Here is a 24,769-nt window from a genome sequence, read left to right as displayed (position 1 = left end):
ACGTTAGCCCAGAGGGCCGGCGCTCAGCCCAGGTCGAAGAGGTTCCGTAGGCCCAGCCGGTAACGCCACCGGTCGTGCCGCTTGGCGGCCTCCAGCTCCGGCGCCCGGTACATCCGGTGGACGGCGCATCGCGCGGCGTCCGATCCGTCGCGGTCCAGCAGGGAGTTGACGGCCGCGCGCGCCGAGGCGTTGGCCCCCTCCATCGTCGCCAGGTCGATGTCGACGGCCACGTAGTCCCCGCTGAGGAAGAAGTTCGGGATACGGGTGCCCGCGCTCGGCCGGTTGTGCAGGGTGCCGACCGGGTGGATCAACAGCTCGTCCTGGTTGGTGGGGTGCGGGGTGCCCAGACCGTCCACGCCCGGGTCCAGGAACCACGAGTGCAGTGTGGAGTCGGTCAGCAGGGCCTTCCCGGTGTCGTTGAGGGAGGCCTTCAGCTGCGCCCACACCTCCCGTGCCACCTCCTCGCGGGTGCACTGCTTGGCCGTCTTCCCGTAGAGGATCCCCGGCTTGTCCCACTCGGAGATGTCCACCGACAGGCAGTCGACCGCCGTCCCGTCGCCGTAGTCGGCCGGGAAGTCGCGGGCCGGCCAGTGCTCGGCCTGCTGGATCGCCGTCAACGACCAGGGAGAGTCGATGCAGTTGAGGTGACCGTGCACCAGCTCGGCCCGTTCGGTCAGATAGAACTGGATCCCGGTCATCCAGTCCGTCTCCAGCTTGTCGCAGCGCCCCAGCATCGGATCGGCGGCCCGCAGCGCCGCGCTCCAGGTGCGACGGGCGTGCTCGACGGGCAGCGCGCTCACGTACTGATCGGCGGTGACGGTCCGCCCGACGCCGTCCGGCCCCTCGACGGCGATCCCGCTCACCCGGCCGTCCGCGTACCGCACCTCCCGTACCGTCCAGCCGATCCTGAACTCCACACCGAGGGAGCGCAGATGGGCCTCCCAGGGATCGATCCAGGCCTCGTTGGTCGGCAGGTTGAGGATCCGGTCGGGCGGGCCGTCGGCCCCGCGTCCCAGCAGGTTGAACACGAAGGCCTCGCCGAGGGTGCCGACCGTGCGGGTGGAGGCCTCCTCGGCCTTGGTCGCCACGATATTGCGGGTGATGCCGACGGCGAGGATGCGCCGGTACTCGTTCGACATCCGTTCCGCACGCACGAAGTCCCACCACGGCGTCCGTTCCCAGACGTCCTCGCGCCGCTCGTCGCAGCTGGTGAGGAAGACCAGCACGCGGTCGACGAAGTACGCCGTCTCGTGCGGCGGGAGCCGGACCAGTGTCTGCAGGATGCCGGTGAGGGCGCGCCGGATCTCCTCGGGCGTCAGCTCGGCGGGGGAGTGCCCGGGCCAGGGGATGGGTCCGCGCAGGTCCTCGCGCCCGGCCGCGCGGGCGAACATCATCTCGCGCGGGGCGACGAGGTTGTCCCACACCCCGGCCGCGTTCCCCGGGAAGGGGATGCGCCGCATGGTGTCGGGCAGGTTGTGGTAGATGCCGGGGATGAAGCGGAAGCCGTGCTCGGCGGGCAGCGGCCGGCGTCCACCACGGGCGCTGCCGGGTACGTCCATGCTGCGCGCCTTGCCTCCCAGGGCCCGGCGCTCGTACACGGTCACGGCGTAGCCCCGCTCGGCGAGTTCGTGCGCCGCCGTCAGGCCCGCCACCCCGCCGCCGAGCACCGCGACCCGCCGTCCGCCCGGGGTCGGACCGGCCTCGGCGGCCGTCGCGGGCGCGGCTCCGGCCCCGGTCAGGACGGCCCCGGCGGCAGCCGCCGCGCCCGCGCCGGCAATGAACGTACGTCTGGAACTTCCCGTGCCCGCCATGGCGAATGCCCCTTCGTTACCGCTGGTAACAGTCCGTTCGGCGCAGGAGCATATGGGGGGTGCGGCGGACCGGGAAGGCGTAGAAGCACCCGAGCGCACTATGGCGCGAAAGGATTGTTCCACCGTGCACTGTGGGAACCTTGACTACACGTCACGGGGAAAAGGAGCCGGTGCATGCCGAGTGAGCCGCTGTCACAGAAGGAGATCGAGGACCGGTTGCGGGAGCTCCCCGGCTGGGCCTTCGAGGACGACCGGATCTTCCGCACCTACCGGCTGGGCTCGCACTTCGCCGCGAGCGCCCTCGTCGCCCATATCGCCAGCGTCCAGCAGGAGTTGAACCACCACTCCGACCTGACCCTCGGCTACGACACGGTCCGGCTCTCCGTGAACAGCCACGACGCCGGCGATGTGGTGACGGAGTCCGACTTCGCCCTCGCCGAACGCGTCGAGGCCCTCGCCCCGGCCCACGGCGCGAGCTGATGACCACGCACATACCGTCCGTGAGAACCCTGCTCGACTACGACGCGGAGGCCGAGTCCTACGACGCCACCCGCGGCGGAGTTCCGCGCGCCGAGGCGGCGGCCGCCGCCGTCCTCGAACTGCTTCCCGCGGACGCGCACACCCTGCTCGACCTGGGGTGCGGCACCGGCATCGTCACCGGTCGGCTGAGGCGCCCCGCCCTGAGCGTCCTGGGCGCGGACGCCTCCCGCGGCATGGCCGCGGCGGCCGTGCGGCGCGGCGTCCCGGTGATCGTCGCCGACGCGGCCCGGCTTCCGGTCCGGTCACGATCCCTGGACGCGGTCAGCGCGGTGTGGCTGCTGCACCTGCTGCGCGAGCCGGGCCTGGTGCCGGCGGTGATCGCCGAGGCCGCCCGGGTGCTGCGGCCCGGCGGGGTCCTCCTCGCCACCGTGGACAAGGACTCGGCGCACGACGTCGGCAGCGACATCGACGCCGTCTTCGCCGCGCACCTGACCCCGACCCCCTCGGACGCCTCCGGGGACGTGGAGGCCTACGCGGCCCGGGCGGGACTCCTGGCGGTCGGCGAGGCCCGGTTCACCGGCCACGGCCAGGGCCGTACCCCGCGCGGCTCGGCCGTGGACCTGCTCGCGGGCCGGTACGCCTCCCGCATCGTCCCGCGCGGCATCACCGCGCGGGAACTGGCGGCCCGGCTGGAGCTGCTGCCGGACCAGGACGTCCCGCGCGCGGAGCCGACGTACCGCATACGGAGCTTCGTACGCGTCTGACCCCCGGGAAGGCCCACCCGGAGCCGCCCAGGGAGTCGACCACGGAGCTGAACACGGAGCCGACTCCGCAGCCGGTCCCGGCGCACGACCCCGGAACCGGAACCGAACCCGGAACCGGCCCCGGACCACGTCCGGAACCGGCCCCGGACCGTGTCACACGTCGAACTCGGCCGGGTCCGGGCCGATCCGGCGGCCCGACGCCCCCGCGCCCAGGGCGTCCAGCGTGGCCATGTCGGCGGTCGCCAGCTCGAAGCCGAACACGTCCAGGTTCTCCCGGATGCGCGCGGGCGTCACCGACTTCGGGATCACGACGTTCCCGTGCTGCAGGTGCCAGCGCAGTACCACCTGCGCGGCGCTACGGCCGTACGCGGCGGCGATCGCGGTCACGGCCGGGAGCGTCAGCAGCTCCTTGCCCTGGCCCAGCGGGGACCAGGCCTCGGTGGCGATCCCGCGCTCGGCGTGCACGGCGCGCAGCTCGGCCTGCGGGAAGAGCGGGTGCAGTTCGACCTGGTTCACGGCCGGGACCAGCTCGCTCTCGGCAGCGATGCGCGCCAGGTCGGCCGGGCGGAAGTTCGACACACCGACCGCCTTGGCGCGCCCGCTCGCCGCGATCTCCTCGAAGGTCTTCCAGATGGCGACGAAGTCGTCACGCATCGGACGCGGCCAGTGGATCAGGTACAGGTCGACGTGGTCCAGGCGCAGCTTCGCCAGGGAGTCGTCGAAGGCGCGCAGCACCTGGTCCCGGCCCCACTTCTGCTTCGGGCCGTTCCACAGCTTGGTGGTGACGAACAGCTCCTCGCGCGCCAGCCCGGAGGCGGCGAGGGCCTTGCCGGTACCGGCCTCGTTGCCGTAGACGGCAGCCGTGTCGACGCTGCGGTAGCCGGCCTCCAGGGCGGTCCCGACAGCGTGCTCCGCCTCCGCGTCGGGCACCTGCCAGACGCCGTAGCCGAGCTGGGGCATGAGCGTGCCGTTGTTGAGCTTGATGGCGGGGACCTGGTTCACGTCTGGTCGTTCCCTCACGTCGGTGTCGTGGTGCGGCGGGGATGGAGCGTCGTACGAGGGGCGACAACCGGCCTCTCGTACGACGTATTCCCGCCACCCGCTCCGCGCGTGGCGTCCTCACGAGGTCCCGAGGTACGCCTCCCGCACCAGCGGGTTCGCCCGGACCTCGGCCGCGCTGCCCTCGGCCAGTACCGTCCCGAGGTCCAGTACCACGACCCGCGCGCACAGCTCCATCACGAAGGTCACGTTGTGCTCGACCAGCAGCACCGCGCAGCCCTCCCGCTCCGCCAGCCGCCGCACGACCTCCGCGAGCCGGTCCCGCTCGGGCGCGGACATGCCCGAAGCGGGCTCGTCCAGCAGCAGCACCCGCGGCGGATCGGCCAGCGCACGGGCCAGCTCCACCATCCGGGCCTGCCCGACGGGCAGCCCGCCCGCGTACGAGGCTCCGAGCGCCCCGATCCCGCAGTCGGCCAGCACCCGCTCGCCGCGGGCCCGGCGCTCGCGCTCCCGGGCGCGCCGGGGCGGCAGGGCGAGCAGATCGGCGGCCGGTCCGCCCCCGCCGCCCCGCCACTCCTGCGCCACCAGCACGTTGTCGGCCACGCTGAGCTGCCCGAACAACTGCTGCCGCTGGAAGGTCCGGCGTATCCCGTGCCGGGCCCGCCAGACCGGGGAGCGGCGGGTGATGTCCGTACCGTCCAGCAGCAGCCGCCCCCGTTCGGGGCGGCGGATCCCGGACAGCACGTCGAACAGCGTGGTCTTCCCGGCGCCGTTCGGCCCGATCAGCCCGCACACCTCGCCCGCCCGGACCCCGAGATCCACCCCGGTCAGCGCCCGGACGCCGCCGAAGCGCACGCCGATCCCGCGGGCCTGCAGTACGTACCCGCCCTCGCTCATGTCGCCATCCCCAGGTAGGCCTCGGTGAGTCGGTCCGCCTCCACCTCGGCCCGGGGGCCGCACCAGGAGACCCGGCCCTGGGAGAGGTAGGCCACGGTGTCGGCGATCCCGAGGATCTCGGCCGCCTTCTCCTCCACCAGGAGCAGCGCCGTCCCGGCGTCACGGAGCTCGGTGAGCAGCGCGTACACCTCCTCGACCACGCGTGGGGCGAGCCCGAGCGAGGGTTCGTCGGCGATCAGTACCGTGGGCGGCCGCTGGAGCAGCGGCGCCAGGGCGAGCATCTGCTGCTCCCCGCCCGAGAGCGCCCCGGCGGGGATCCGGCGCCGCTCGGCGAGCCGCGGGAAGTGCGCGTAGACGGCGGCCCGGGCGTCGGCGTCCTGGAGGTACAGGGCGAGGTTCTCCTCGATGGTGAGCGCGGGGAAGATCCCGCGGCCTTCGGGGGCGAGCAGCACCCCGGCCCGCGACCGGCGCACGGCCCCGTCCCCGGTCGCGTCCCGCCCGCCCACGTACACCGCCCCGGACCCGACCGGCAGCAGCCCGGCGGCGACCCGGCAGGCGGTGCTCTTCCCGGCTCCGTTGGGCCCCAGCACGGCGAGGATCTCGCCCGCGCGGACGGCGAGGTCCACCCCGTGCAGCACGAGCCCCCCGTCGTACCCGGCGGTGACCCCGCGCAGCTCCAGGGCGACATCAGCCCCGCCAGGGGGCCCCTCCCGGCGGTAGTTGGGGGAGATAGCGGCGCGGGGGTTCGGGGGCGGAGCCCCCGACGGGTTCGGTGCGGAGCGCCGGGAAGGGGCGGCGGCGCGCCGCCGAGCGAGCCGCACCGGAACCGCCGCGCAATATCCGTCGGGATCGTTGGCCAGGGCCAATCCCGCCAGCCCGAACAGGATCACCGGCAGGTGCGCGGACCCGGTCACGTAGTCGGACAGCACCCGCGGGGCGACGGCGAACACCAGCCCCGCCACCACCGCGTACTGCGGCCTGCGCACCCCGGCCGCCACGACCACCGCCAGCCACACCAGCCCGGTCATCGCCGTGAAGTCCGTTGCCGTGATCCGGGTGTTGTACGAGGCGTACAGCACGCCCCCGAACCCGGCGAGCCCCGCGGACAGGGTGAACAGCAGCAGTTTCGTGCGCAGCACGGACACCCCCGAGGCGACCGCCGCCGCCGGGGCCGACCGGACCGCCAGCATCGCCCGCCCCGACGGGGAGCCGCGCAGCGCGGTCAGCCCGGCCGCCACCAGCGCGACCAGCACCACCAGGGCCACCCCCAGCGCCCGGTCGTCGGAGAGGTCCACCGGTCCGAACACCGGTCGCGGGATCGACCACCCCGCGTCGCCGTTGCGCAGCCACCGCAGCTGGAACAGCACCTGATCGGCGAGGAAGGCCAGCGCCAGCGTGGCCAGGGCCAGGGACCTGCCGCCCAGCCGCAGCGCTGGCAGCGCGACGAGCGCCCCCAACAGGGCCGCCACGCAGGTGCCCACCGCCAGCGCGGCCACGAAGGGCCAGCCCCGGCTCATGAGCAGCCCCGCCACGAGTGCCGCGCCGGTCACGAAGGTGCCCTGCGCCAGCGAGACCATCGCCCCGAGGCCGGTCACCACCGTGAAGGACATGAACACGAGCGCGACGGCCAGGCCCTGTGCCAGCAGCCCGCTCCAGAAGGGTGTGGTCACGGTGTAGAACGCCACGCACAGGAGCACCGCGCCCGCCGCCCACACCCCCCACCGCCGTGACCACGGGGCCCCGGCCAGATGGTCGACCGGCGGCGGGTCCACGGCCGCGACCCCCGCCGTGCGCGCCCGACGGGTGAGCACCAGCAGCCCGCCGAACAGGATCAGGAAGGGTACGGCCGTGCGGAATCCGGTGACGGACTCGGCGAAGGACGCGTACCCGGCCACCAGGTTCTGCAGCACCCCGAGCCCGAGTCCGCCCGCGAAGGCGAGTGGCACGGACGCGAACCGTCCGATGACCGCCGCCGTGGCCGAGACGAACAGGAACAGGGTGAAGTCGTGCGCCGACAGCCCCAGCAGCGGCGTCGCCAGGACACCCGCCAGCCCGGCCAGCCCCGACGCGATCATCCAGGCCACCGACGACAGCCGGTCGGCGCTGATGCCGCGCAGCTCGGTCAGCGAGCGGTTGTCGACGGCGGCGCGCAGGCGCAGCCCCAGCCGCGTGTGCCGCATCAGCACCCACAGGGCCACCGCCACCAGCGCCGTCACCACCCAGGTGATCAGCTGGTCGGAGTCGATGCCCACGCCGTCCGCGAGCTGCCAGGACTTCGCCGGGCTGGGTCCCACTCCCGGCAGCCCGAACTGGTTCTCCGCCGGCTGCACCGGCGCGCCCGCGTCCGCCAACAGCTCCACCACCCACAGCCCGGCGGCCGGCAGCGCCACCAGCAGCCCGATGGTGGCCACGATCTGCGCGGTCTCACCGACCCGGGCGAGCCGCCGGAACATCAGCCGGTCCAGCCCCCAGCCGAGACCGGGAGCCAGTACGCACACCACCAGCAGGGCGGCCGGGACGGCGGGCCAGCCGAGCCCCGAGTGCAGCTCGTAGAAGGTGAGCGCGCACAGGTAGGCGGTGGCCCCGTGCGCGAAGTTGAACAGTCCGGACGCCGAGTACGACAGCACCAGCCCGGTGGCGAGCAGTGCGTACAGGGCGCCGGAAACCAGACCGCTCAGGACGAAGACGAGCAGATCCCCCATGCCGCTGCCCTACTTGAAGGGGATGGGTTCGTGGCACTTGAACGGTACGGAGACCTCGTAGGCGCCGTTCTTCAGCTGTACGAGTGCTCCGCAGCCGAAGCTGTCCTTCTGCCCCTTGGGTTCCGCCCGGTCGCCGACGAGCGTGCCGGTGTCGGAGAAGCCCTGCGCGGCGGCCTGGAAGGACTCGACGGTCAGGTCCTTGCCCGCCTTCTGCGCGATGGCGAGGAACAGGTCGGCCGACATGTACCCGGTCAACATATGCATGCTGAGCGGGACCTCCTGGCCGCCCGCGGCCGCCTTGATGTCGGCCTTGAACTGCGCCATCTTCGGATCGGTCGACTCGAACGGCTGGAACTGCAGCAGTACGTGCACCCCGTCCAGGGCCTGCTTGGTGGCGTCCTTGGCGAGCAGCCCGGGGTCGTAGTCCGTCGGGTCGGAGAGCAGTCCCCGGTAGCCGCTGCGCTTGAGCGCGGTGAACAGTCCGATGTTGTTCGGGGTCTGCATGACGGAGACGACGGCGTCCGGGGCCTTGCCGTCGTTCGCGGCGAGGATCTCCTTCACGTACGCGGACCAGTCGCTCGGGACGGCGGTGGCGGGCACCGAGGCCTTGGCGTAGGAGACCTTGAAGCCGGCGCTGCTGAAGCCCTGCTGGAAGGTGCGGATGCCGAACTTGCCGGCGTCGCTGTCGTTGGCGATGATCGCGACCGACTTGCCCTGGGCCCCGCCCAGGATCTGGCCGATGCCCTCGGGCCAGGTCTGGTTGATGGTGCCGCCCGGGGCGGGGACCAGGCAGCCGTTGAAGCCGTAGATGTGCCGGGGTCCGCAGAAGGCGGGCAGGGTGCCCCAGCCGAAGGTGGGAACCTTCTCCTGCTCCAGGAAGTCCGCGCCGGAGAAGGTCACCGAGCTCATGGGGGCGACGGCGAAGACCTTGTCCTGCTGGACGAGTTTGCGGGCGGCGGCCAGGTTCTTGGCGGGGTCCTGGCCGTCGTCCTCCGCGCCGAGGTAGTCGATCTTCCGCCCGTTGATCCCGCCCTCGGCGTTGGCCCGCAGATAGCGGGCCTTCGCGCCGAGGTCGGTGTCCTTCTTGCTGTAACCGCCGGCGCTGGTCATCGACACGATCCCGCCGACCTTGATCGAGTCGGCGCTCACCCCGCGGGAGTTGCCGGTCGCAGCGCCGGGCGCCTTGGGTGAGCTGCCGTCGGTGGACGCGGAGTTGCAGGCGGAGACGAGCGCGAGGGCCGCCGCCGCGGCGGCCAGGGTGCGGATCGGTCGCAACATGTCGGGGGATCCCCTCCGGTCGGAATCCCCGCATTCTGTGCGTGACCTGACGGATCGTCAATATTGTCGACGAGTAGAAATGACGAACCGTCAGATCGTGTTGTCGGATCCCTGTGCCAGGAGTCTCGGATCCCGTTCTCAGGAGGAGTACAGGGCCGCGACCTCCTTCGCGTACGCCTTCTCGATCGCCCGGCGCTTGAGCTTCAGCGACGGCGTCAGCAGCCCGCGCTCCTCCGTGAACTGCTCGCCCAGCACCCGGAAGGTGCGGATCGCCTCCGCCTGCGAGACCAGGGTGTTCGCGGCCACCACCGCCCGGCGGACCTCCGCCGTCAGCTCCGGGTCCCCCACCAGCTCCCTCGCCGGCAACTGCGGCCGGCCGCGCATCGACAGCCAGTGCGCCATCCCGTCCATGTCCAGGGTGAGCAGCGCCGCGATGTACGGTCGGTCGTTGCCCACCAGCACGCACTGGGACACCAGCGGATGCGAACGGACCCGCTCCTCCAACGCGGTGGGCGCGACGCTCTTGCCGTTGGAGGTCACCAGGATGTCCTTCTTGCGCCCGGTGATCGTCAGGTACCCGTCCGCGTCCAGCCGGCCCAGATCTCCCGTGGCCAGCCAGCCGCCGCGCAGGACCGCCTCCGTGCCGCGGGGGTCGTTCAGGTACCCGGAGAAGATGTGGCCGCCGTGCAGCCAGACCTCCCCGTCGTCCGCGATGTGCACCGTGCTGCCCGGGATCGGCCGTCCCACCGTGCCGTACTTGGTGGCCCCCGGCGGGTTCGCGGTGGCCGCCGCGCACGACTCGGTCAGCCCGTACCCCTCGAACACCGTGATCCCGGCCCCGTCGAGGAACAGCCCCAGGCGCCGCGACATCGCCGACCCGCCCGACATGGCGTGCCGCACCCGGCCGCCCATCGCCTCACGGACCTTGCCGTAGACCAGCCGATCGAAGAGCTGGTGCTCCATGCGCAGGGCGGCCGAGGGCCCCGGCCCGACGCCGAAGGCCTTGCGCTCGCGCGCCTCCGCGTACCGCACGGCCGTCTCCACCGCCCGGTCGAAGGGACCCGTACGCCCCTCCGCCTCCGCCTTGCGGCGCGCGGCCGCGAAGATCTTCTCGAAGACGTACGGGACGCCCAGCACGAAGGTCGGCCGGAAAGCGGCGAGGTCGGGCAGCAGCTCGGCTGCCGCCAGTACCGGTTGGTGGCCCAGTTTGACCCGCGCCCGGACGGCGGCCACCTCCACCATCCGCCCGAACACGTGCGCCAGCGGCAGGAAGAGCAGGGTGGACGGCTCCTCGCCCTGCCGGGCCTGGAAGACCGACTCCCAGCGGTTGACCAGCGTGTCGGTCTCGTACATGAAGTTGGCGTGGGTGAGCACGCACCCCTTCGGTCGGCCCGTCGTCCCCGAGGTGTAGATGACGGTCGCGGTCGCGTCCGGCGTCACCGCACCCCGGTGCCGGTGCACGACGTCCTCGGCCACCCCGCGGCCGTCGGCGACGAGGCCGTCCACCGCCCCGGCGTCGAGCTGCCACAGCAGGCGCAGGTGGGGGAGCCGGTCGATGACCGATCCCACCGTCATCGCCTGGTTCTCGTCCTCGACCACACAGGCCGTGCAGTCGGAGTCGAGGAGGATCCAGTGCACCTGATCGGCGGAGGACGTCGGGTACACCGGAACGGGCTGGGCGCCGATCGCCCACAGGGCGAAGTCGAAGAGGGTCCACTCGTACCGGGTGCGGGACATGACCGCGACCCGGTCCCCGAAGCGCACCCCCTGGGCCAGCAGCCCCCGGGCGAGCGCCAGCACCTCGGCGGCCAGCTCCCGGGACGTCATGTCCCGCCAGACCCCGTCGATCTTCCGGCCGAGCACAACCCGGTCCGGATCCTCGTGGGCGTGCTGGAAGACGATGTCGGCCAGGCCGCCGACGGGCGCGCCCGTGACGACGGGTGGGACGGTGATTTCGCGCAATGCCCCGCTCCTCTCCGCGCGCCGCGGTGAACGTACCGCACGGTCAACAGGGGTTCACCGGCCTTCGGATACCTGCACAAGACCTCCCCAGTGATCACGGTTTTCACGCCGTTGACGTGCGACTGAGCCGGTCCGCACCGAAGAGCACGGCCCCGGCCAGCGCCTCGGCCGCCTCCGACGGGCGTGGCCCGCGCAGCAGCGCGAATTCCACCGGACCGAGCTCCGGCAGCCCGCCCACGCGCACCAGCCCCGGCGGGATCAACCCGCGGGCGTGCGCCATCACACCGAGCCCCGCCCGGGCCGCCGCGATCAGGCCGCTCAGGCTGCCGCTCGTGCACGCGATCCGCCAGGCCCGCCCCTCCCGTTCCAACACCTCCAGCGCCCGGGCCCGGGTGATTCCCGGCGGCGGGAAGACGATCAGCGGCACAGGACGCTCCGGGTCCACCCGTACCCCTTCCGCGCCGATCCACACCAGCCGGTCCCGCCGCACGAGTCGGCCCCGCTCGTCCCCGGGCCCCCGCCGCTTCGCGAGCACCAGGTCCAGGCGCCCCGCGGCCAGCCGCTCGTGCAGCGTCCCGGAGAGCTCCACCGACAGCTCCAGATCCACCTCGGGATGCTCGTGCCGGAACCCTTCGAGGATCTCCGGGAGCCGGGTCAGCACGAAGTCCTCCGAGGCCCCGAACCGCAGCCGCCCCCGCAGCCGGGTCCCCGCGAAGAAGGCCGCCGCCCGCTCGTTCGCCTCCAGGATCGTCCGAGCGAAGCCGAGCAGCGCCTCCCCGTCCTCCGTCAGCCCCACACTGTGCGTGTCCCGGACGAACAGCGGCCGCCCCGTCGCCTCCTCCAGCCGCCGCACGTGCTGGCTCACCGTGGACTGCCCCACGCCGAGCCGGCCCGCGGCCTGCGTGAAGCTGAGCGTCTGGGCGACCGTGAGGAACGTACGCAGCTGCACCGGGTCGTACATACCGGCCACGCTAGCGCCGATCATCACGGATCGCGATGACAGTGAGTGCGGTGTGCGGGTTTCCCGATGAATGCCCACCGCCGACCATGAAAGGGAGCACCCCGCCCCGACAGCAAGTGAGCACCCCCGCATGCGCCGCCCGCACCTCCCCGCCAGGCTGCCCCTGGACCCGTACGTCCTGGCCCTGCTCGCCACCGTGGGCCTCGCCGCCCTGCTTCCGGCCCGCGGCCCGGCGGCCACCATCGCCGACCTCGCCTCCACCGGGGCGGTGGCCCTGCTCTTCTTCCTCTACGGCGCCCGGCTCTCCACCCGCGAGGCCCTCGACGGCCTGCGCCACTGGCGGCTCCACCTCACCGTGCTCGCCTGCACCTTCGTCCTCTTCCCGCTCCTCGGCCTCGCCGCCCGCGGCCTCGTCCCCGGTCTGCTCACCGCCCCGCTCCACGCCGGCCTGCTCTTCCTCTGCCTGGTCCCCTCGACCGTGCAGTCCTCCATCGCGTTCACCTCGATCGCCCGCGGCAACGTTCCCGCCGCGATCTGCGCCGGCTCCTTCTCCAGCCTGGCCGGCATCGTCCTCACCCCCCTACTCGCCGCCGGCCTGCTCGGCGGCGACGCGGGCGGCTTCTCCCTCGACTCCCTCCTGAAGATCACCCTCCAGCTCCTGCTGCCCTTCCTCCTCGGACAGGTCCTGCGCCCCTGGGTCGGCGGCTTCCTCGTCCGCCACAAGCAGGTGCTCGGCTACGTCGACCGCGGCTCGATCCTGCTCGTCGTCTACGCCGCCTTCAGCGCGGGCGTGGTCGCGGGCATCTGGCACCAGGTCAGCCTCCCGACGCTCGCCGCCCTGATGGCGGTCGAGGCCGTACTGCTCGCCGTCATGCTGCTCGCCACCTGGTACGGAGCGGCCCGCCTCGGCTTCGGCCGCGCCGACCGCATCGCCATCCAGTTCGCCGGGTCGAAGAAGAGCCTGGCCGCCGGACTGCCCATGGCGAGCGTGCTGTTCGGAGCCCACGCCGCCCTCGCCGTGCTCCCGCTGATGCTCTTCCACCAGATGCAGCTGATGGTCTGCGCGGTCATCGCCCGGCGCCGCGCCCGGGACCCGCTGCCCCAACTCCCCGCCGACCGTGTGGCGGACGTCTCGCCCGCGCCCGGGCAGCCCGCGCCCCGCGCCCGCTAACGTTCGGTGGTGACCTGGATACGCCCGCTCGGCGCCCACGCCGAACGCCCCTGCACCCTCGTGGTCTGCCGCGGCTGCTGCTGCGGTGATTCGCGCAAGAACCCCGGCTCCGACCACGCCGGTCAACTCGCCCGGCTGCGCGAGGCCGCCGCCGCGTCCGGGGGCCGCCTGGCGGTCCGTACGAGCGAGTGCCTCGGCCCGTGCGCCCAGGCCAACGTCATCGTGGTCCAGCCCACCACCGAGGCCCGCCGCCGCGGCGCCCGCGCGGCCTGGTTCGGCTGGGCCCTGGACGACACCGCGACCGACGAGATCATCGCCTGGGCCGAATCCGGCGGCCCCGGGACCACCCCGGTCCCGCCCACCCTGGACCTGCACCGCATCGACCCGCCGACCCCGAAGGCACCCTCGCCCTCCGTCGCCTCCCGGCGCGCCCGCCGGGGCCGATGACACGACCGGATCCAGCAGCGCGACGACCGGTTCACCCTCAGCGGCACCGGCAAGGAGGGCACCGCGGGAGACGGCAGCGACGTGACGGCCACCTTCTTCGGCTACGAGCGGGGAGCCGAGGAGCGGTTCCGGCGCGCACCTACACCGTGATCCGCCCCTCGCCCGCGTAGATGTTCATGTCCGGCCCCCGAAGGAAGCCGACCAGCGTCATCCCCGACTCCAGTGCCAGGTCCACCGCCAGCGAGGACGGCGCCGAGACGGCCGCCAGCACCGGGATGCCCGCCATCACGGCCTTCTGCACGAGCTCGAAGGAGGCCCGGCCGGACACCAGCAGGACCGCGCCCGCCAGCGGGAGCCGCCCGGACCGGTACGCCCGGCCCACGATCTTGTCCACCGCGTTGTGCCGGCCCACGTCCTCCCGCAGGTCGAGCAGCTCGCCCCGCGCCGTGAACAGCCCGGCCGCGTGCAGGCCGCCCGTACGGTCGAAGACCTTCTGGGCCTCGCGGAGCCGGTCCGGCATCGCGCTCAGGACCGCCGCGGGGACCCGTACCGGGTCGGCGGCGATGCCCGGGAAACGGGTAGCCGTCCGGACCGCGTCCAGGCTGGCCTTGCCGCACAGGCCGCAGGAGGAGGTGGTGTAGACGTTCCGCTCCAGCGTGATGTCCGGCACCGGGACCCCGGCGGCCAGCTGCACGTTCACCACGTTGTAGGTGTTCGACCCCTCCGCGGTCGCCCCCTCGCAGTAGGTGACGGCCTGTACGTCCGAGGCGGCGCCCAGCACCCCCTCGCTGACCAGGAAGCCCACCGCCAGGGCGAAATCGTCGCCCGGCGTACGCATCGTGATGGCCAGAGGTTTGCCGTTCAGCCGTATCTCCAGCGGCTCCTCGGCCACCAGCGTGTCCGGCCGGACACCCGCCGCGCCGTTCCGGATGCGGACGACACGTCGACGCTCGGTGACCCGTCCCATGGTGATCAGCACAACCCTTCTGTTCCCGCCGGTTTCGACCCTGCTCATTGTCCCGGTTCCGCTTCCCGCGACGCTCCCGGCAGGTGGATCCTCGGGAAGCTCCAAAATCCGGTGCCGGAATCCTGTCGGGTCACACGCACACGTACCCACCAGTAGCAGGCAAAGCTGGGTGATCCTGACTTCCGTACAAGGGGGGACCCCGCCCATGACCGGTTCACGCGTGGTGGCGCTAGGGCACTACCAGCCCGCGAAAGTGCTCACCAACGAGGACCTCTCGGCCATGGTCGACACCACCGACGAGTGGATCCGGTCCCGCGTCGGCATCCGCACGCGCCACATGGCGGGCCCGGACGAACCGGTGGACGAGCTGGCCTACCAGGCGGCGGGCAAGGCGCTGGCCGGCGCCGGCCTGACCCCGGACGACATCGACCTGGTGCTGGTCGCCACGTCGACCGCGATCGACCGTTCGCCCAACATGGCCGCGCGCGTCGCCGCCAAGCTGGGCATGGGCGGCGGCCCGGCCGTCATGGACATCAATGTCGTCTGCTCGGGCTTCACCCACGCCCTGGCCACCGCCGACCACGCCATCCGGGCCGGCTCCGCCACCCGCGCCCTGGTCATCGGTGCCGACAAGATGACCGAGATCACCGACTGGACCGATCGCACCACCTGCGTGCTCACCGGCGACGGTGCGGGCGCGGCCGTCGTCGAGGCCTGCGAGGAGCCGGGCATCGGCCCGGTCCTGTGGGGTTCGGTCCCGGAGATGGGCAACGCGGTCCGCATCGAGGGTTCGCCGCCGGTCTTCGCCCAGGAGGGCCAGTCCGTCTACCGCTGGACCACCAGCCAGCTGCCGCCGCTCGCCCGCAAGGTGTGCGAGAAGGCCGGCGTCACCCCGGAGGAGCTGGCCGCGGTCGTCCTCCACCAGGCGAACCTGCGGATCATCGAGCCGCTCGCCGCGAAGATCGGCGCCGTCAACGCCGTCGTCGCCCGGGATGTCGTCGAGTCCGGCAACACCTCGGCGGCCAGCATCCCGATGGCCCTGTCGAAGCTGGTCCAGCGCGGGGAGATCCCCTCCGGCGCCCCGGTCCTCCTCTTCGGCTTCGGCGGCAACCTCTCCTACGCGGGCCAGGTCATCCACTGCCCGTGACCGCCTCCGCGGCCGCCGCGGCCTCCGCCGGTTCGGCGGGGGAGCGGCGGCCCTCGGCGGCCAGTGCCCCGACCAGGACGCATGCCAGAGCCACCAGCTGGCCGGCCCCCGTCCAGCTCGTTCCCACGGGGACGGTGGCGAGCGCGAGCACCAGGGCCGCCGCGCGGTAGCGGGCCGGTCCGATGCGCAGCGCCGCGCGGAAGGCCAGGTCCCCGGCCAGGTAGAGGGCGACCCCACCCGCCAGCGCGACCGCCGGGCCGGTGTGCAGGTGCTCGCCGAGGTGACCGATGGTCTTCTTCACGCCCGCCGCGAAGACGGCGATGCCCAGCAGCATGGGCAGGAAGGCGTAGTAGTACGCGACCATCGCCAGCTTGAACCGTCGCTCCGTCGGGGTCCGCTCGAAGACCTCCTCGGCCCGCCCCTCGTCGCGCACGAAGTACATCCACCACATCGCCGACGCGATCGTCAGGGCCAGGAACGCGCCCCCCGCGATACCGACGGACAGGGGCAGCGAGCCCACCCCGATGCCGATCGCGATCACGGACTCGCCGAAGACGATGATCAGCAGCAGACCGTGCCGCTCGACCAGGTGCGCCGCGTTCATCCCGCCGAGCTGATCACCGACCGTCTGCCCGGGCCCGTCGGACACCTCGGCCACCTCCGGACCCGCCGCCCCGCTCGCCGCGACCCGCTGCACGACCATCGGCGTCACGAACTGCAGGAGCAGGGCGAGCATCCACAGCCCCCAGGCCGGCAGCCCGTCGAAGAACCCGGCCACCGTCACCGAGAGCGCGCACAGCACGTTGGGCAGCGCGAACCACAGCACCCCGCGCCCGTGCGCCTGCGTGAACAGCGCGCCGTGGATCAGGACGACGGACAGGTACCCGAGGCCGAAGGCGATACCCCCGGCCCCGAAGGCGGTCGGCACGGCCAGGGCGCAGACCATGAAGGCCCCCATGGCCGACATCAGCAGCACCCGCCGCACCGTCCGGTCGGGCGGTACCTGGTTGGTCAGGTGCGCGTAGCCCCCGTACATCCAGAACAGGACGGTGAAGATCAGCACCACCTGCCCCGCGCCCCGCGGACTCAGGTCGTCCGCCAGAAGCACCGTCAACTGTGTGATGGTGAAGACGAAGACGAGGTCGAAGAACAGCTCCAGCGTGCTGACGCGGTGCTCGGATTCCATGCGCGGCTCCCCCCGGATGTGTGCGCAGCCATCCGACCGCCCGGCCACCCCCGATGTCCAGCCCGTATCGACATCCGGCGACGAGACGATCCGTCCCGCCAGAGCCGGCGAGGCATGCGTGCAGGTCAGACCGGCGTGGCGGAGGATCACCGCCCGGATAAGTGGTCGGAGCCCCGCCGATCCTTTGCTATTGTTGTCCATGTCGCCGCGGGAAACCGGGGCCGACCACCTGGTCCGGGTGGCGGAATGGCAGACGCGCTAGCTTGAGGTGCTAGTGCCCTTTATCGGGCGTGGGGGTTCAAGTCCCCCCTCGGACACCAGCAAGGCCCCAGCTTCGGCTGGGGCTCTTCGCGTTTCCGGGCACTGTGCAGCCGACCGCCTACCCGAAGGCCCGGTGATTCCCGGATCGGCCCGGGGACGACAGGCCGAGGCGGCCCGCTTCCGGGGACACCCTTACGTGCCTACCTTCGGGGCGCTCGGCAGAGTCGTCGAACACGGGCTCCCCGCTCCGCGCCGCTCGGCCTGCCGAGGTCCCCCGTTCGTGCTCGTGCCTGCTCGGCGAGCACTTCTCGCCCGCCCCGCCCCGCCCAATCCCTCCCGTACCTTCCTGTACCGCGTTCCCCGATCGCCGCTCAGCCGCTGGGTGACGGCGCCCGGCCCTGTCTGACGCCGTCCTCCACGGCGGTGAGTGGGGGACCCGGGAGAGCGGGGAGACGCGGCCCACGGATCGCCTCGACGAGGACGCGGGGGTGAGCGAGTGCCGCCGCCCCGGCCTGCAGGGTCATGACCTGGGTCAGCGCCTCGGCAACGGTGAAGCTCGAAGCAGCGGTCCGGATGAGCCGGTGGGTGTACGCACTGGTCACGCGGTCTGCGGCGGTGGGCTTCTTGCCGCGTGTGCCGGGGAAGAACATGTCCTGCCCCGCCGCCAGCAGCCAGGCCGCGGCGGCAGGCCGGCCGATCTCGCGCTGAGCCCGGCGGGTGAATCCGCGAGCGGTCGGTCCACCCGCCCTGGAGGCGACGTCCCGCAGGGCGCGGGCGCCCAGCGCGGCGACCGACATGCCGTGCCCGTACAAGGGGTTGAGGGCGGTTGCGGCGTCGCCGACGGCAAGGAATCCGGCGGGCATGCGGACCTTGGAGTAGTGCCGGTGGTAACTGGTGGTGTTGCGGGTGAGGCTCACCGGCGAGGTGGGTTCGCTCGCGGCCAGGAAGTCGGCGAGAAGGCCGTGGCGCAACGTGCGCGCGTACTCCTCGAACCGTTCCGGATCACCGGTGGGTTCGCCGCCTCGGGTGCCGCACAGGGAGACCTGCCAGAGGCCGCCCTCGATGGGGATGATCGAGCCGGCGGTGCCGGGGACCGGCATCCTGGCGTCGGGCTGGATGGTGATGGCGGGCCAGTCGTCGGCCGTACCGGCCGGGGCCTTGTACAGGCGGCTGGCATAGGTGACGCCCGCGTCGAGGATCGTCTCGGGAATCGCGGGCACGCCGATGTCGCTCAGCCAGGTCGTGGTGCGCGAGGCACGGCCCATGGCGTCGACGACGACGTCGGCGTGCAGGTGCTCCTCCTGCCCGGGACCGTGCTGGATGACGGCGCCGGTGATCCGGGTGTGGTCGCCGAGCAGACGCAGTGGTTCGGCGGTGAGTATCCGGACGCGGGAGTCCGCGAGGAGTTGGGTACGTACCCCCCAGTCGATCAGGTCACGGCCGGCGCCGATCAGGTAGAGGCTGTCGACGGCGTACTCGGGTTCGTGCCACCGGCGGTACCAGCCGCAAGGGGAGAAGGACACCATGGCGCGCGGGAGCGGGATCCTGTGGGCGCCCGAGTCCAACCAGAGCCGGATCGTGCCTGGCAGAAGGTCCTCGATCGCGTCGGCTCCGCCGGACCACAGCATGTGTGCGTGACGGGCCTGGGGCAGGCCCCGCCGGGGCGTGGGGGTGTCGGGCAGCGCATGCCGCTCGACGATGACGACCTCGTCGCAGTAGGGGGCGACCGCAGCGGCTGCGAGCGTGCCGGCGAGGCCACCCCCCAAGATGAGCACGCGGCTGCGGTGGTCGGAGTGGGAGGTCATGAGCCCTTCTCTCTGACGGCCCGGAGATCAGCCGAAGGCGGCATGCGGGCGACAAATGATCAAAGTGGTCGGCGAGTTCGGGAGCACAGGCGAAGGGGTCTGTCGGCCGGCGCCCGCGAGGCGGACCCGCCCGCGCAGGCGACGGTCCTGACCGCGCACCCGTTCCGCCCACGGTCCGAGCGGGACGTCACTGTCCCGTGTCGACCCGCTGCGGGGGGCCGAGCGGAGCCTCAGGCGCCTGGACGGGCGGATGGGCCGCGAGCCAGGCCTTGTAGCGGCGGACCCGGCCCCGGTGACGGGCAAGGTCGGCACCGAAGATCAGCCGGGCGCCCCCGCGGGCGCGTGGCGACCTGCCGTTGGCGAGCCTTTTCAGCTGCGCCCGTGTGAGGGCCAGCGCCCCGGCCGCGGCGAGGTCCTGATCCTTCCAGTCCAGGCGAGGGGCCGTGACGCGAAGGTCTGTCCCCTCCCTCCAGCGGGCGGGCAGCTCGGGTTCGAGTGCCAGGGCCCGCGCCATGCCGACTGCGGCGAAGCCACGGTCCAGCACGTTCTCCGCGGTGCCCAGGCGGCCGATTCCGCCGGTGAGCATGAGGGGGACCGGCGAGTTGTCGGCGAGCCTTCCGGCCAGCGTCAGGAAGTACGCCTCGCGGTCGAGCTTTCGCCGATCGGCAGTCCGCCCCATGGTCGCCGCGCTCTCCACGGTGCCCCCCGAGAGTTCTACGAGGTCCACCCCCAGCCCGTCGAACCGGTCGATGACCTCGGCGGATTCCTCGATGTCGAACCCGCCGCGCTGGAAATCGGCCGCGTTCAGCTTGACGGCGACCGCGAAGCCAGGGCTCACCGCCTGCCTGACCGCGCGGACCGTCTCGGTCAGGATCCGCGTCCGGTTGATCAGGCTCCCGCCCCAGCGGTCGGTGCGCCGGTTCACGAGGGGGGAGAGGAACGTCGAGAGGAGGTAGCCGTGGGCGGCGTGGATCTGCACACCGTCGAAGCCGGCTTCCTCGGCCCTGGCCGCGGTGACCGCGAACCGACGGATGGTCGCCTCTATGTCGTCCGAGGTCATCGCTGTCGGCCGGGCGAACGCCTTGGTGTGCTTGCCGAGGTCGATGCCGATGTCGGAAGGGGCCCACGCGATGCCGGGCATGTCGCTGGAGACCTGTCTGCCTGGATGGTTGATCTGCATCCAGATCGTGGCACCTGCCGTCTTCACGGCCGCTGCCCACTGCCGGAAGGGGTCGAGCGGCGTGCTGCCGTCCAGGACGATCGTGCCCGGGGACGTCAACGCTCTCGGATCCACCATGACGTTGCCTGTGATCAGCAGCCCGCTTCCGCCCACGGCCCACCGTCGGTACAGGTCGACGATCTCGCGCCCGGGCAGTTGCCCGGGCTGCACGGCGAGGCTCTCTTCCATGGCCGCCTTGGCTATGCGGTTGGGAAGAATCGCCTTGCAGGGCAGTTCGAACGGCGTGAAGAGATTCATGCGCGGGTCCCCCAGGAGGTGATCGTACGGGTGCGGTCTCGGTGAGCGGAGCAAAGGTGCGGGTGCGTGACAGCGGGCCGAGTCGCGGCGGGCAGATCGAGAAGTGCCCGCCGGTAGGAGGCGCCGAGCGGTTCCGGCCACCGGCCGGAACCGGTTCTCATGGTGCCGCCCAAGGACGGATCTCCGACATGGGGGTGCTTCCCGGGCCTGGACGGCCGACCGCTGAGCCCGGTTGAGCGCGCAGGACCGACGTCGGGTCGGTGAGGCGGTGGCCGAGTGCCCCCCGCGGGTACCCGGGCTCCCGCCTGCGCGGCGCCGTCACCCTTCGGGTGTCCTGCGGAGCGAACGTCGGGCACCGGTGCGCGAGGACGACCGGTCCACCCGTCGGGCCGTGCCGGTCACCGGGCGGGCGTAGCGGCATTTCGCGCTGCCTGGACCGGAGCGGAGGAGGCGAGCGCACTCGACACGTCGAGGAGATCGTCGATGTGGTCGGTGGAGCTGACCGTCCACCTGTCCTCGACCGGGAGCGGTACCGCGTCGGATCTCTTCGTCCCTACGGCGCGTGCGATGACGGCCGCGTCCGCCTCGCTCGCCGCCTGCCGTTCTTCGGCGTTCCGCGCGACGGCCTGCCAGTACACCTCGCGGCCGGTGGCGGCGTCGAAGTAGGGACTCAGCCGTAACACGGCCTCGTGGATGTCACGTTCGCGTTGGGTGAGACGCAGACCGGTGGAGTTCCACCACGGCAGGGGTGGTCGGCTCGTGGGCGGGAGCTCGGGCCGGATCTCCTCCCACAGAGGCCCGAGCATCCGGAACCGCTGGAAGTCCTTCCACCGGGATGTGGCCCCCTGCCCGATGGGGGGCAGCAGGAATCCGACAGCGATGAAGACGGCGCTGATGCCGGCGAGGACGAAGGCGACCTGCGTGCTGAGCCAGTCCCAGTCCCGTCCGGCCCAGCGGGCGGCGATCGCCGTGTACTTCAGCACGTCGTAGGCGAAGGTGATGGTGTCCCCGGCCACGATCACGAGGAGCCCCACGCGGTGGATGCCCGGAACCTGCCGTGCCCATCGCAGGCAGAGCACCATCATGGCGACCGCCGCGAACGAGTGCGCAGCCAGGTAGAGGAGGATCATCTCCCGGATCCACGGGGTGTTCGCGTAGTAGGTGTCCAGGTCCCGCAGCCGCTCCACCGGCGCGTCTCCCGTGACGAAAAGGGCCACGATGGCGATCATCACCGCGCCGTACGCGGCGATGCACCACTGGGTCGCACGGCGGATCCTCGTCGGGTCCTCACCGCCACGCCAGTGGATGAGCAGGACGATGATGGCGCAATCACAGGCCGACATGATGCAGTACGTGAGCGGCGCGGCAAGGTTCGGGACGCCGGTCCAGTCGTTGACCAGGCCGAGCACCGGAGGCGCTGCCATCGCGAACAACAGTCCCGCGATGCCCAGCAGAGCGCAAACGGCCCGGAGCAGATTGTCCTGCGGATTTCCCAACAGCTCCCTGAGCTTCAGGGACATGGCGATGAACAGTGCGGCGGCAGAGCAGAGGAACCCCACTCCTGCACTCATCGGGTTCTCCCCACGTGAGTCCGTGTGGCGGACCGGAGCGGGGTGTGCGCGGGACGGGGTGAGCGATGGGCCATGATCAGCGGCTCCGTCCGGCGGTGGCCGATGCCCGGGTCTCGCACAGGGCCGCGAAGGCCTGGCTCAGCTCGGCGAGCCGGTTGGCGCCGGTCAGCGGCACAGCGCTCGGCGGCAAGGGCGTACTCGTGTCCTGGAGGCTTTCGACACTCCAGCCGGCGCCCACCGGCGCCGTGGCCAACGCGTCGTAGATCTCCTCGGCTTCTGCCTCGATCAGGGCGATCTCCCGTTCCGGACCCTCCAACGCCGCGGCCAGACGATGGGCCGACTCCAGCCGGGCGCTGTTCAGATGGGGAGAAAGACGCAGCAGGCGGTCCCTGATGTCCGTGGCCCGCTGTATCTCCAGCACCTCGATCCCCGTGAACCAGGACATGCGCAGGGGGGCGACCGCACCGCCCCAGGGCTCGAGGGCATGCCAAAGAGGCTTCATGTGCCGGTACGAGAGCCACGCCCTCCACCGGTCCCCGATCGGCGGCCCGTACTCCGAGATGAAGCACGCCACCGTGGTGATGAGGGCGCCCAGGCCGGCGAAGGGCGGTGCCGCATCCGTGCTCAGCCAGTCCCACCGGTCCGTGCCCGCCCAGCGGGCGCCCACGGCGATGCCTTTGAGGATGGCGAAGCCCAGACTCATGGTGTAGCCCGCCATGAGAGCCACGAGGACCCACCGGGTCCAGCCGGCTCTGAGTTCCCGTATCCAGACCCAGCACATCGTGATCACGGTCAGGGTCGTGGCCGTGTGTGCCGAGAGGTAGAGGGTGATCATTTCCCGGATGTACGGCGAGTTCGCGTAATAGGTGTCGAGGTCGCGGGGCCGTTCGACCGGGGTGTCGCTGAGGGCGAAGAGGACGCAGAAGACCAGCATGATGCCGGCCGTGGCCGCCATCCACATGCGCGTGCGCCGCCGGACCACACCGGGGAGCCCGCCCCTCCAGTGCATCAGCAGCACGAGGGAGGCGCACGAGAAGATCGACAGGATGCAGTAGACGATGAGCGCGCTGATGTTCGGCACGCCCGCGGCGCCGTTGACCGCTTCGACGGTGGGCGGCGCGGCGAAGGCGAATCCCGCTGCGGATGTGGCGAGGATGACGACGAACGCCGGGGTCGTCGGCGAGCCGCGGTCGCGCCAGACGCCCGGGAGTTTCACCGACATCGCCGCGATCATGAGCGCTGCGGGTATGTAGTAGTCCGTCCCGGTCATGACGAGCGAATCCCCAGACTCGCCTGGATTCGGCCGGCGATGCTTCCCTGTGGTGCGAGGCCGGTCCCCGGCTCGAGGTACCCGCGAAGGGCATGGCCCATCAGGAGGCCGAAGGCCTCGGCCTCGTCCTCCTTCCGGTCGATGACGTGAGCGCGGGCAGCCAGGGCGTGGATCTCGGGCTCGCCGAGCGAACCACCCAGGGAGCGGGCTGCGGCATTGACGTTGGCCGGGTGGGAACTGTGTTCCGAACAGTGCCCGTTGAGCACGTGCCAGACCTCATGAGCCAGGATCACCAGCTGGTGGATGGGGCTGGTGTTGCGTTCCACGACGATCACCCACTTGTCCTCCAGTTCGAGGGACAAGCCGCTGGCCGTACCTTCGGGGAACTCCCTGAACAGCAGGTGGAGTGGCCGAAAAGGCGTGCCGTTCGAAGCTTCCTTCTCCGCGAGCCGCTGCTCGACCTGGACCCGCAAGGCTTCGAAGAGGCTGTCGGGATCGGAGGGAAGGGGCCGCTCGATCCCCTCGAGGATCTCGCCGCACAGCCGGGCCATCGGCCGCCTCCCGCCCCCGATCAGTTCGCGCAGCTTCGCTATTTTGATCATGGATACCCCCACGGAATGCTCGTACATCGAAGAGCGGCCGAGCCGCCACGGTCCCGGCGTGGGCCGGGTGGTGGGACTGCTACAGGCTTGCCTTGATGCTGTCGATGAAGAGATGGAGGGCTTCCTCCTGTGCGGGCTTCAGCTTGGCGTTTCCCAGCCGCAGGGCGAGTTTCATCGCCTGAGGGGGAACACGTGGCCCATCGGTCCCGCAGCCGTGGGCGTCGCGAAGCTCGGGGATGACGCGAGTGTTCAGGATTCTGGCCAGGGTCTCCGGCGGCCACTCGAGGAGCAGATTCGACGGCACGTCGAAGAACTTGGACAGCTTGCCGGTGGTCTCCAGGCTCGGTGTGCTGGCCTTCTTCAGGAGGAGACTGAGCCATTGGGGTGTCTTGTCCACCGCTCTGGCGATCTCCGCCGCGCTGTAGGGCCGCAGGCGCTCTCGTCCGATGGAGTCCTTGTCCTTCTTGAGGCGGGTCTCCATCAGGAATTTGATCTTGTCGACGACCGTGTACCGGAACTCGACCTCGGGAAGCCGGCGGCCGGCGAGCAGTGTCTCCACAGCCGATTCGCGCAGGCAGGCTTCGTGGGAGAGTCTCCCGAGGTCGAGCGCATCGGTGCGTTTCATGTCCATCTCGGACAGCAGCTCGTCGAGGATGTCCAGGGTCTCCGCGAGGCGGTCGTACCCATCGCTCATCAACGCTCCAGGCAGCGTGTGAAGGAAAACGTCCAGAGTCGCGGTGCTCCGGCGACCTGCGGGGACACTAGATCACGTCAAGCATGCTTGACGCAATGGTGTCCTGGTTGACGGACGCGGTGCGCGTGTGCGAGATCGCGGCGGCCGGCCGAGCGTTTCTGACGACCCGCCGGAGCCCGTCGACCTCGATGGGAATCCCCTTCTTCTTCGGTCGAGTTGAACGGGCGCAGGGTGCCACGCCGCGTCCTTCGATGTCGCCGACGCAGTGATGCTGTCGAGAGCGTTGGGCAATCGAACGCTGGGCGATCGAACGCTGG

Annotated in this window: 20 protein-coding genes and 1 tRNA gene; 6 read left to right on the top strand and 15 right to left on the bottom strand. The window is 71.7% G+C overall.

The window, feature by feature from the left end:
* Positions 1–23 precede the first annotated feature (23 nt).
* Positions 24–1,811: a hydroxysqualene dehydroxylase gene (locus BCL76_RS01655; RefSeq protein ID WP_109777439.1), complete on the bottom strand. Its 1,788-nt coding sequence runs from the start codon at positions 1,809–1,811 to the stop codon at positions 24–26.
* 174 nt (positions 1,812–1,985) lie between these two features.
* Between BCL76_RS01655 and BCL76_RS01650 the strand changes: the two genes are divergently transcribed.
* Positions 1,986–2,291 (top strand): 4a-hydroxytetrahydrobiopterin dehydratase, encoded by a 306-nt coding sequence (locus tag BCL76_RS01650; protein ID WP_052872147.1) that lies wholly within the window; start codon positions 1,986–1,988, stop codon positions 2,289–2,291.
* A complete protein-coding gene (locus tag BCL76_RS01645; protein WP_258309207.1) occupies positions 2,291–3,055 on the top strand; it encodes a class I SAM-dependent methyltransferase in 765 nt (254 codons plus the stop codon). Before BCL76_RS01650 ends, BCL76_RS01645 begins: the two co-directional genes overlap by 1 nt.
* A gap of 153 nt (positions 3,056–3,208) precedes the next feature.
* Here BCL76_RS01645 and BCL76_RS01640 read toward each other — a convergent pair whose 3' ends face one another.
* From BCL76_RS01640 to BCL76_RS01615, 6 genes are all read right to left on the bottom strand, one after another.
* Positions 3,209–4,057 (bottom strand): aldo/keto reductase, encoded by an 849-nt coding sequence (locus BCL76_RS01640; RefSeq protein ID WP_109777438.1) that lies wholly within the window; start codon positions 4,055–4,057, stop codon positions 3,209–3,211.
* A 117-nt stretch (positions 4,058–4,174) separates the two neighbouring features.
* Positions 4,175–4,951, bottom strand: coding sequence for an ABC transporter ATP-binding protein (locus BCL76_RS01635; RefSeq protein WP_109777437.1), 777 nt, complete (start codon positions 4,949–4,951; stop codon positions 4,175–4,177).
* Positions 4,948–7,653 (bottom strand): ABC transporter permease subunit, encoded by a 2,706-nt coding sequence (locus tag BCL76_RS01630; RefSeq protein WP_109777436.1) that lies wholly within the window; start codon positions 7,651–7,653, stop codon positions 4,948–4,950. Before BCL76_RS01630 ends, BCL76_RS01635 begins: the two co-directional genes overlap by 4 nt.
* Before the next feature lie 9 nt (positions 7,654–7,662).
* Complete coding sequence (locus BCL76_RS01625; protein ID WP_109777435.1) at positions 7,663–8,931, bottom strand: ABC transporter substrate-binding protein; 1,269 nt, start codon at positions 8,929–8,931, stop codon at positions 7,663–7,665.
* A 138-nt stretch (positions 8,932–9,069) separates the two neighbouring features.
* Positions 9,070–10,893 carry an AMP-dependent synthetase/ligase gene (locus BCL76_RS01620; protein ID WP_109777434.1) on the bottom strand — a complete coding sequence of 608 codons (1,824 nt, stop codon included), beginning with the start codon at positions 10,891–10,893 and terminating at the stop codon, positions 9,070–9,072.
* A gap of 103 nt (positions 10,894–10,996) precedes the next feature.
* Positions 10,997–11,854, bottom strand: a complete 858-nt coding sequence (locus tag BCL76_RS01615) for a LysR substrate-binding domain-containing protein (protein ID WP_109777433.1) — start codon at positions 11,852–11,854, stop codon at positions 10,997–10,999.
* A gap of 130 nt (positions 11,855–11,984) precedes the next feature.
* On the opposite strand from BCL76_RS01615, the gene BCL76_RS01610 reads away from it, so the two are divergent.
* A complete protein-coding gene (locus tag BCL76_RS01610) occupies positions 11,985–13,025 on the top strand; it encodes a bile acid:sodium symporter family protein (protein WP_109777432.1) in 1,041 nt (346 codons plus the stop codon).
* Between the two features lie 9 nt (positions 13,026–13,034).
* On the top strand, positions 13,035–13,472 hold the full coding sequence (locus BCL76_RS01605) for a (2Fe-2S) ferredoxin domain-containing protein (RefSeq protein WP_181382397.1): 438 nt from the start codon (positions 13,035–13,037) through the stop codon (positions 13,470–13,472).
* A gap of 139 nt (positions 13,473–13,611) precedes the next feature.
* Here the strand turns inward: BCL76_RS01605 and fdhD are convergent, their stop codons facing one another.
* Positions 13,612–14,439 carry a formate dehydrogenase accessory sulfurtransferase FdhD gene (gene fdhD / locus BCL76_RS01600; RefSeq protein WP_109778293.1) on the bottom strand — a complete coding sequence of 276 codons (828 nt, stop codon included), beginning with the start codon at positions 14,437–14,439 and terminating at the stop codon, positions 13,612–13,614.
* A 205-nt stretch (positions 14,440–14,644) separates the two neighbouring features.
* Between fdhD and BCL76_RS01595 the strand changes: the two genes are divergently transcribed.
* A complete protein-coding gene (locus BCL76_RS01595; protein ID WP_033220062.1) occupies positions 14,645–15,586 on the top strand; it encodes a beta-ketoacyl-ACP synthase III in 942 nt (313 codons plus the stop codon).
* Here the strand turns inward: BCL76_RS01595 and BCL76_RS01590 are convergent.
* Positions 15,570–16,772 (bottom strand): low temperature requirement protein A, encoded by a 1,203-nt coding sequence (locus BCL76_RS01590; RefSeq protein WP_181382396.1) that lies wholly within the window; start codon positions 16,770–16,772, stop codon positions 15,570–15,572. The two genes, BCL76_RS01595 and BCL76_RS01590, sit on opposite strands and share 17 nt — an antisense overlap.
* Positions 16,773–17,004: 232 nt before the next feature.
* Between BCL76_RS01590 and BCL76_RS01585 the strand changes: the two genes are divergently transcribed.
* Positions 17,005–17,092, top strand: a tRNA-Leu gene (locus tag BCL76_RS01585).
* Between the two features lie 312 nt (positions 17,093–17,404).
* Here the strand turns inward: BCL76_RS01585 and BCL76_RS01580 are convergent.
* The 6 genes from BCL76_RS01580 to BCL76_RS01555 all read right to left on the bottom strand — a co-directional run bounded on the left by BCL76_RS01580 (position 17,405) and on the right by BCL76_RS01555 (position 24,452).
* Positions 17,405–18,838 (bottom strand): NAD(P)/FAD-dependent oxidoreductase, encoded by a 1,434-nt coding sequence (locus BCL76_RS01580; RefSeq protein WP_258309205.1) that lies wholly within the window; start codon positions 18,836–18,838, stop codon positions 17,405–17,407.
* Between the two features lie 187 nt (positions 18,839–19,025).
* Positions 19,026–20,315 (bottom strand): NADH:flavin oxidoreductase/NADH oxidase family protein, encoded by a 1,290-nt coding sequence (locus tag BCL76_RS01575; RefSeq protein ID WP_109777430.1) that lies wholly within the window; start codon positions 20,313–20,315, stop codon positions 19,026–19,028.
* Between the two features lie 398 nt (positions 20,316–20,713).
* Positions 20,714–21,886, bottom strand: coding sequence for an MAB_1171c family putative transporter (locus BCL76_RS01570; protein WP_146228291.1), 1,173 nt, complete (start codon positions 21,884–21,886; stop codon positions 20,714–20,716).
* A gap of 76 nt (positions 21,887–21,962) precedes the next feature.
* A complete protein-coding gene (locus BCL76_RS01565) occupies positions 21,963–23,156 on the bottom strand; it encodes an MAB_1171c family putative transporter (protein ID WP_109777428.1) in 1,194 nt (397 codons plus the stop codon).
* The gene (locus tag BCL76_RS01560) at positions 23,153–23,758 is read right to left on the bottom strand and encodes a toxin-antitoxin system, toxin component (RefSeq protein WP_146228290.1); all 606 of its coding nucleotides are present in this window, start codon (positions 23,756–23,758) and stop codon (positions 23,153–23,155) included. Before BCL76_RS01560 ends, BCL76_RS01565 begins: the two co-directional genes overlap by 4 nt.
* Positions 23,759–23,837: 79 nt before the next feature.
* On the bottom strand, positions 23,838–24,452 hold the full coding sequence (locus BCL76_RS01555) for a hypothetical protein (RefSeq protein WP_109777426.1): 615 nt from the start codon (positions 24,450–24,452) through the stop codon (positions 23,838–23,840).
* Positions 24,453–24,769 lie beyond the last annotated feature (317 nt).

Origin of the sequence: Streptomyces sp. CG 926, from assembly GCF_003148825.1 — a bacterium.
Taxonomy (GTDB): domain Bacteria; phylum Actinomycetota; class Actinomycetes; order Streptomycetales; family Streptomycetaceae; genus Streptomyces.
This window is presented reverse-complemented; position numbering and strand designations above follow the sequence as displayed.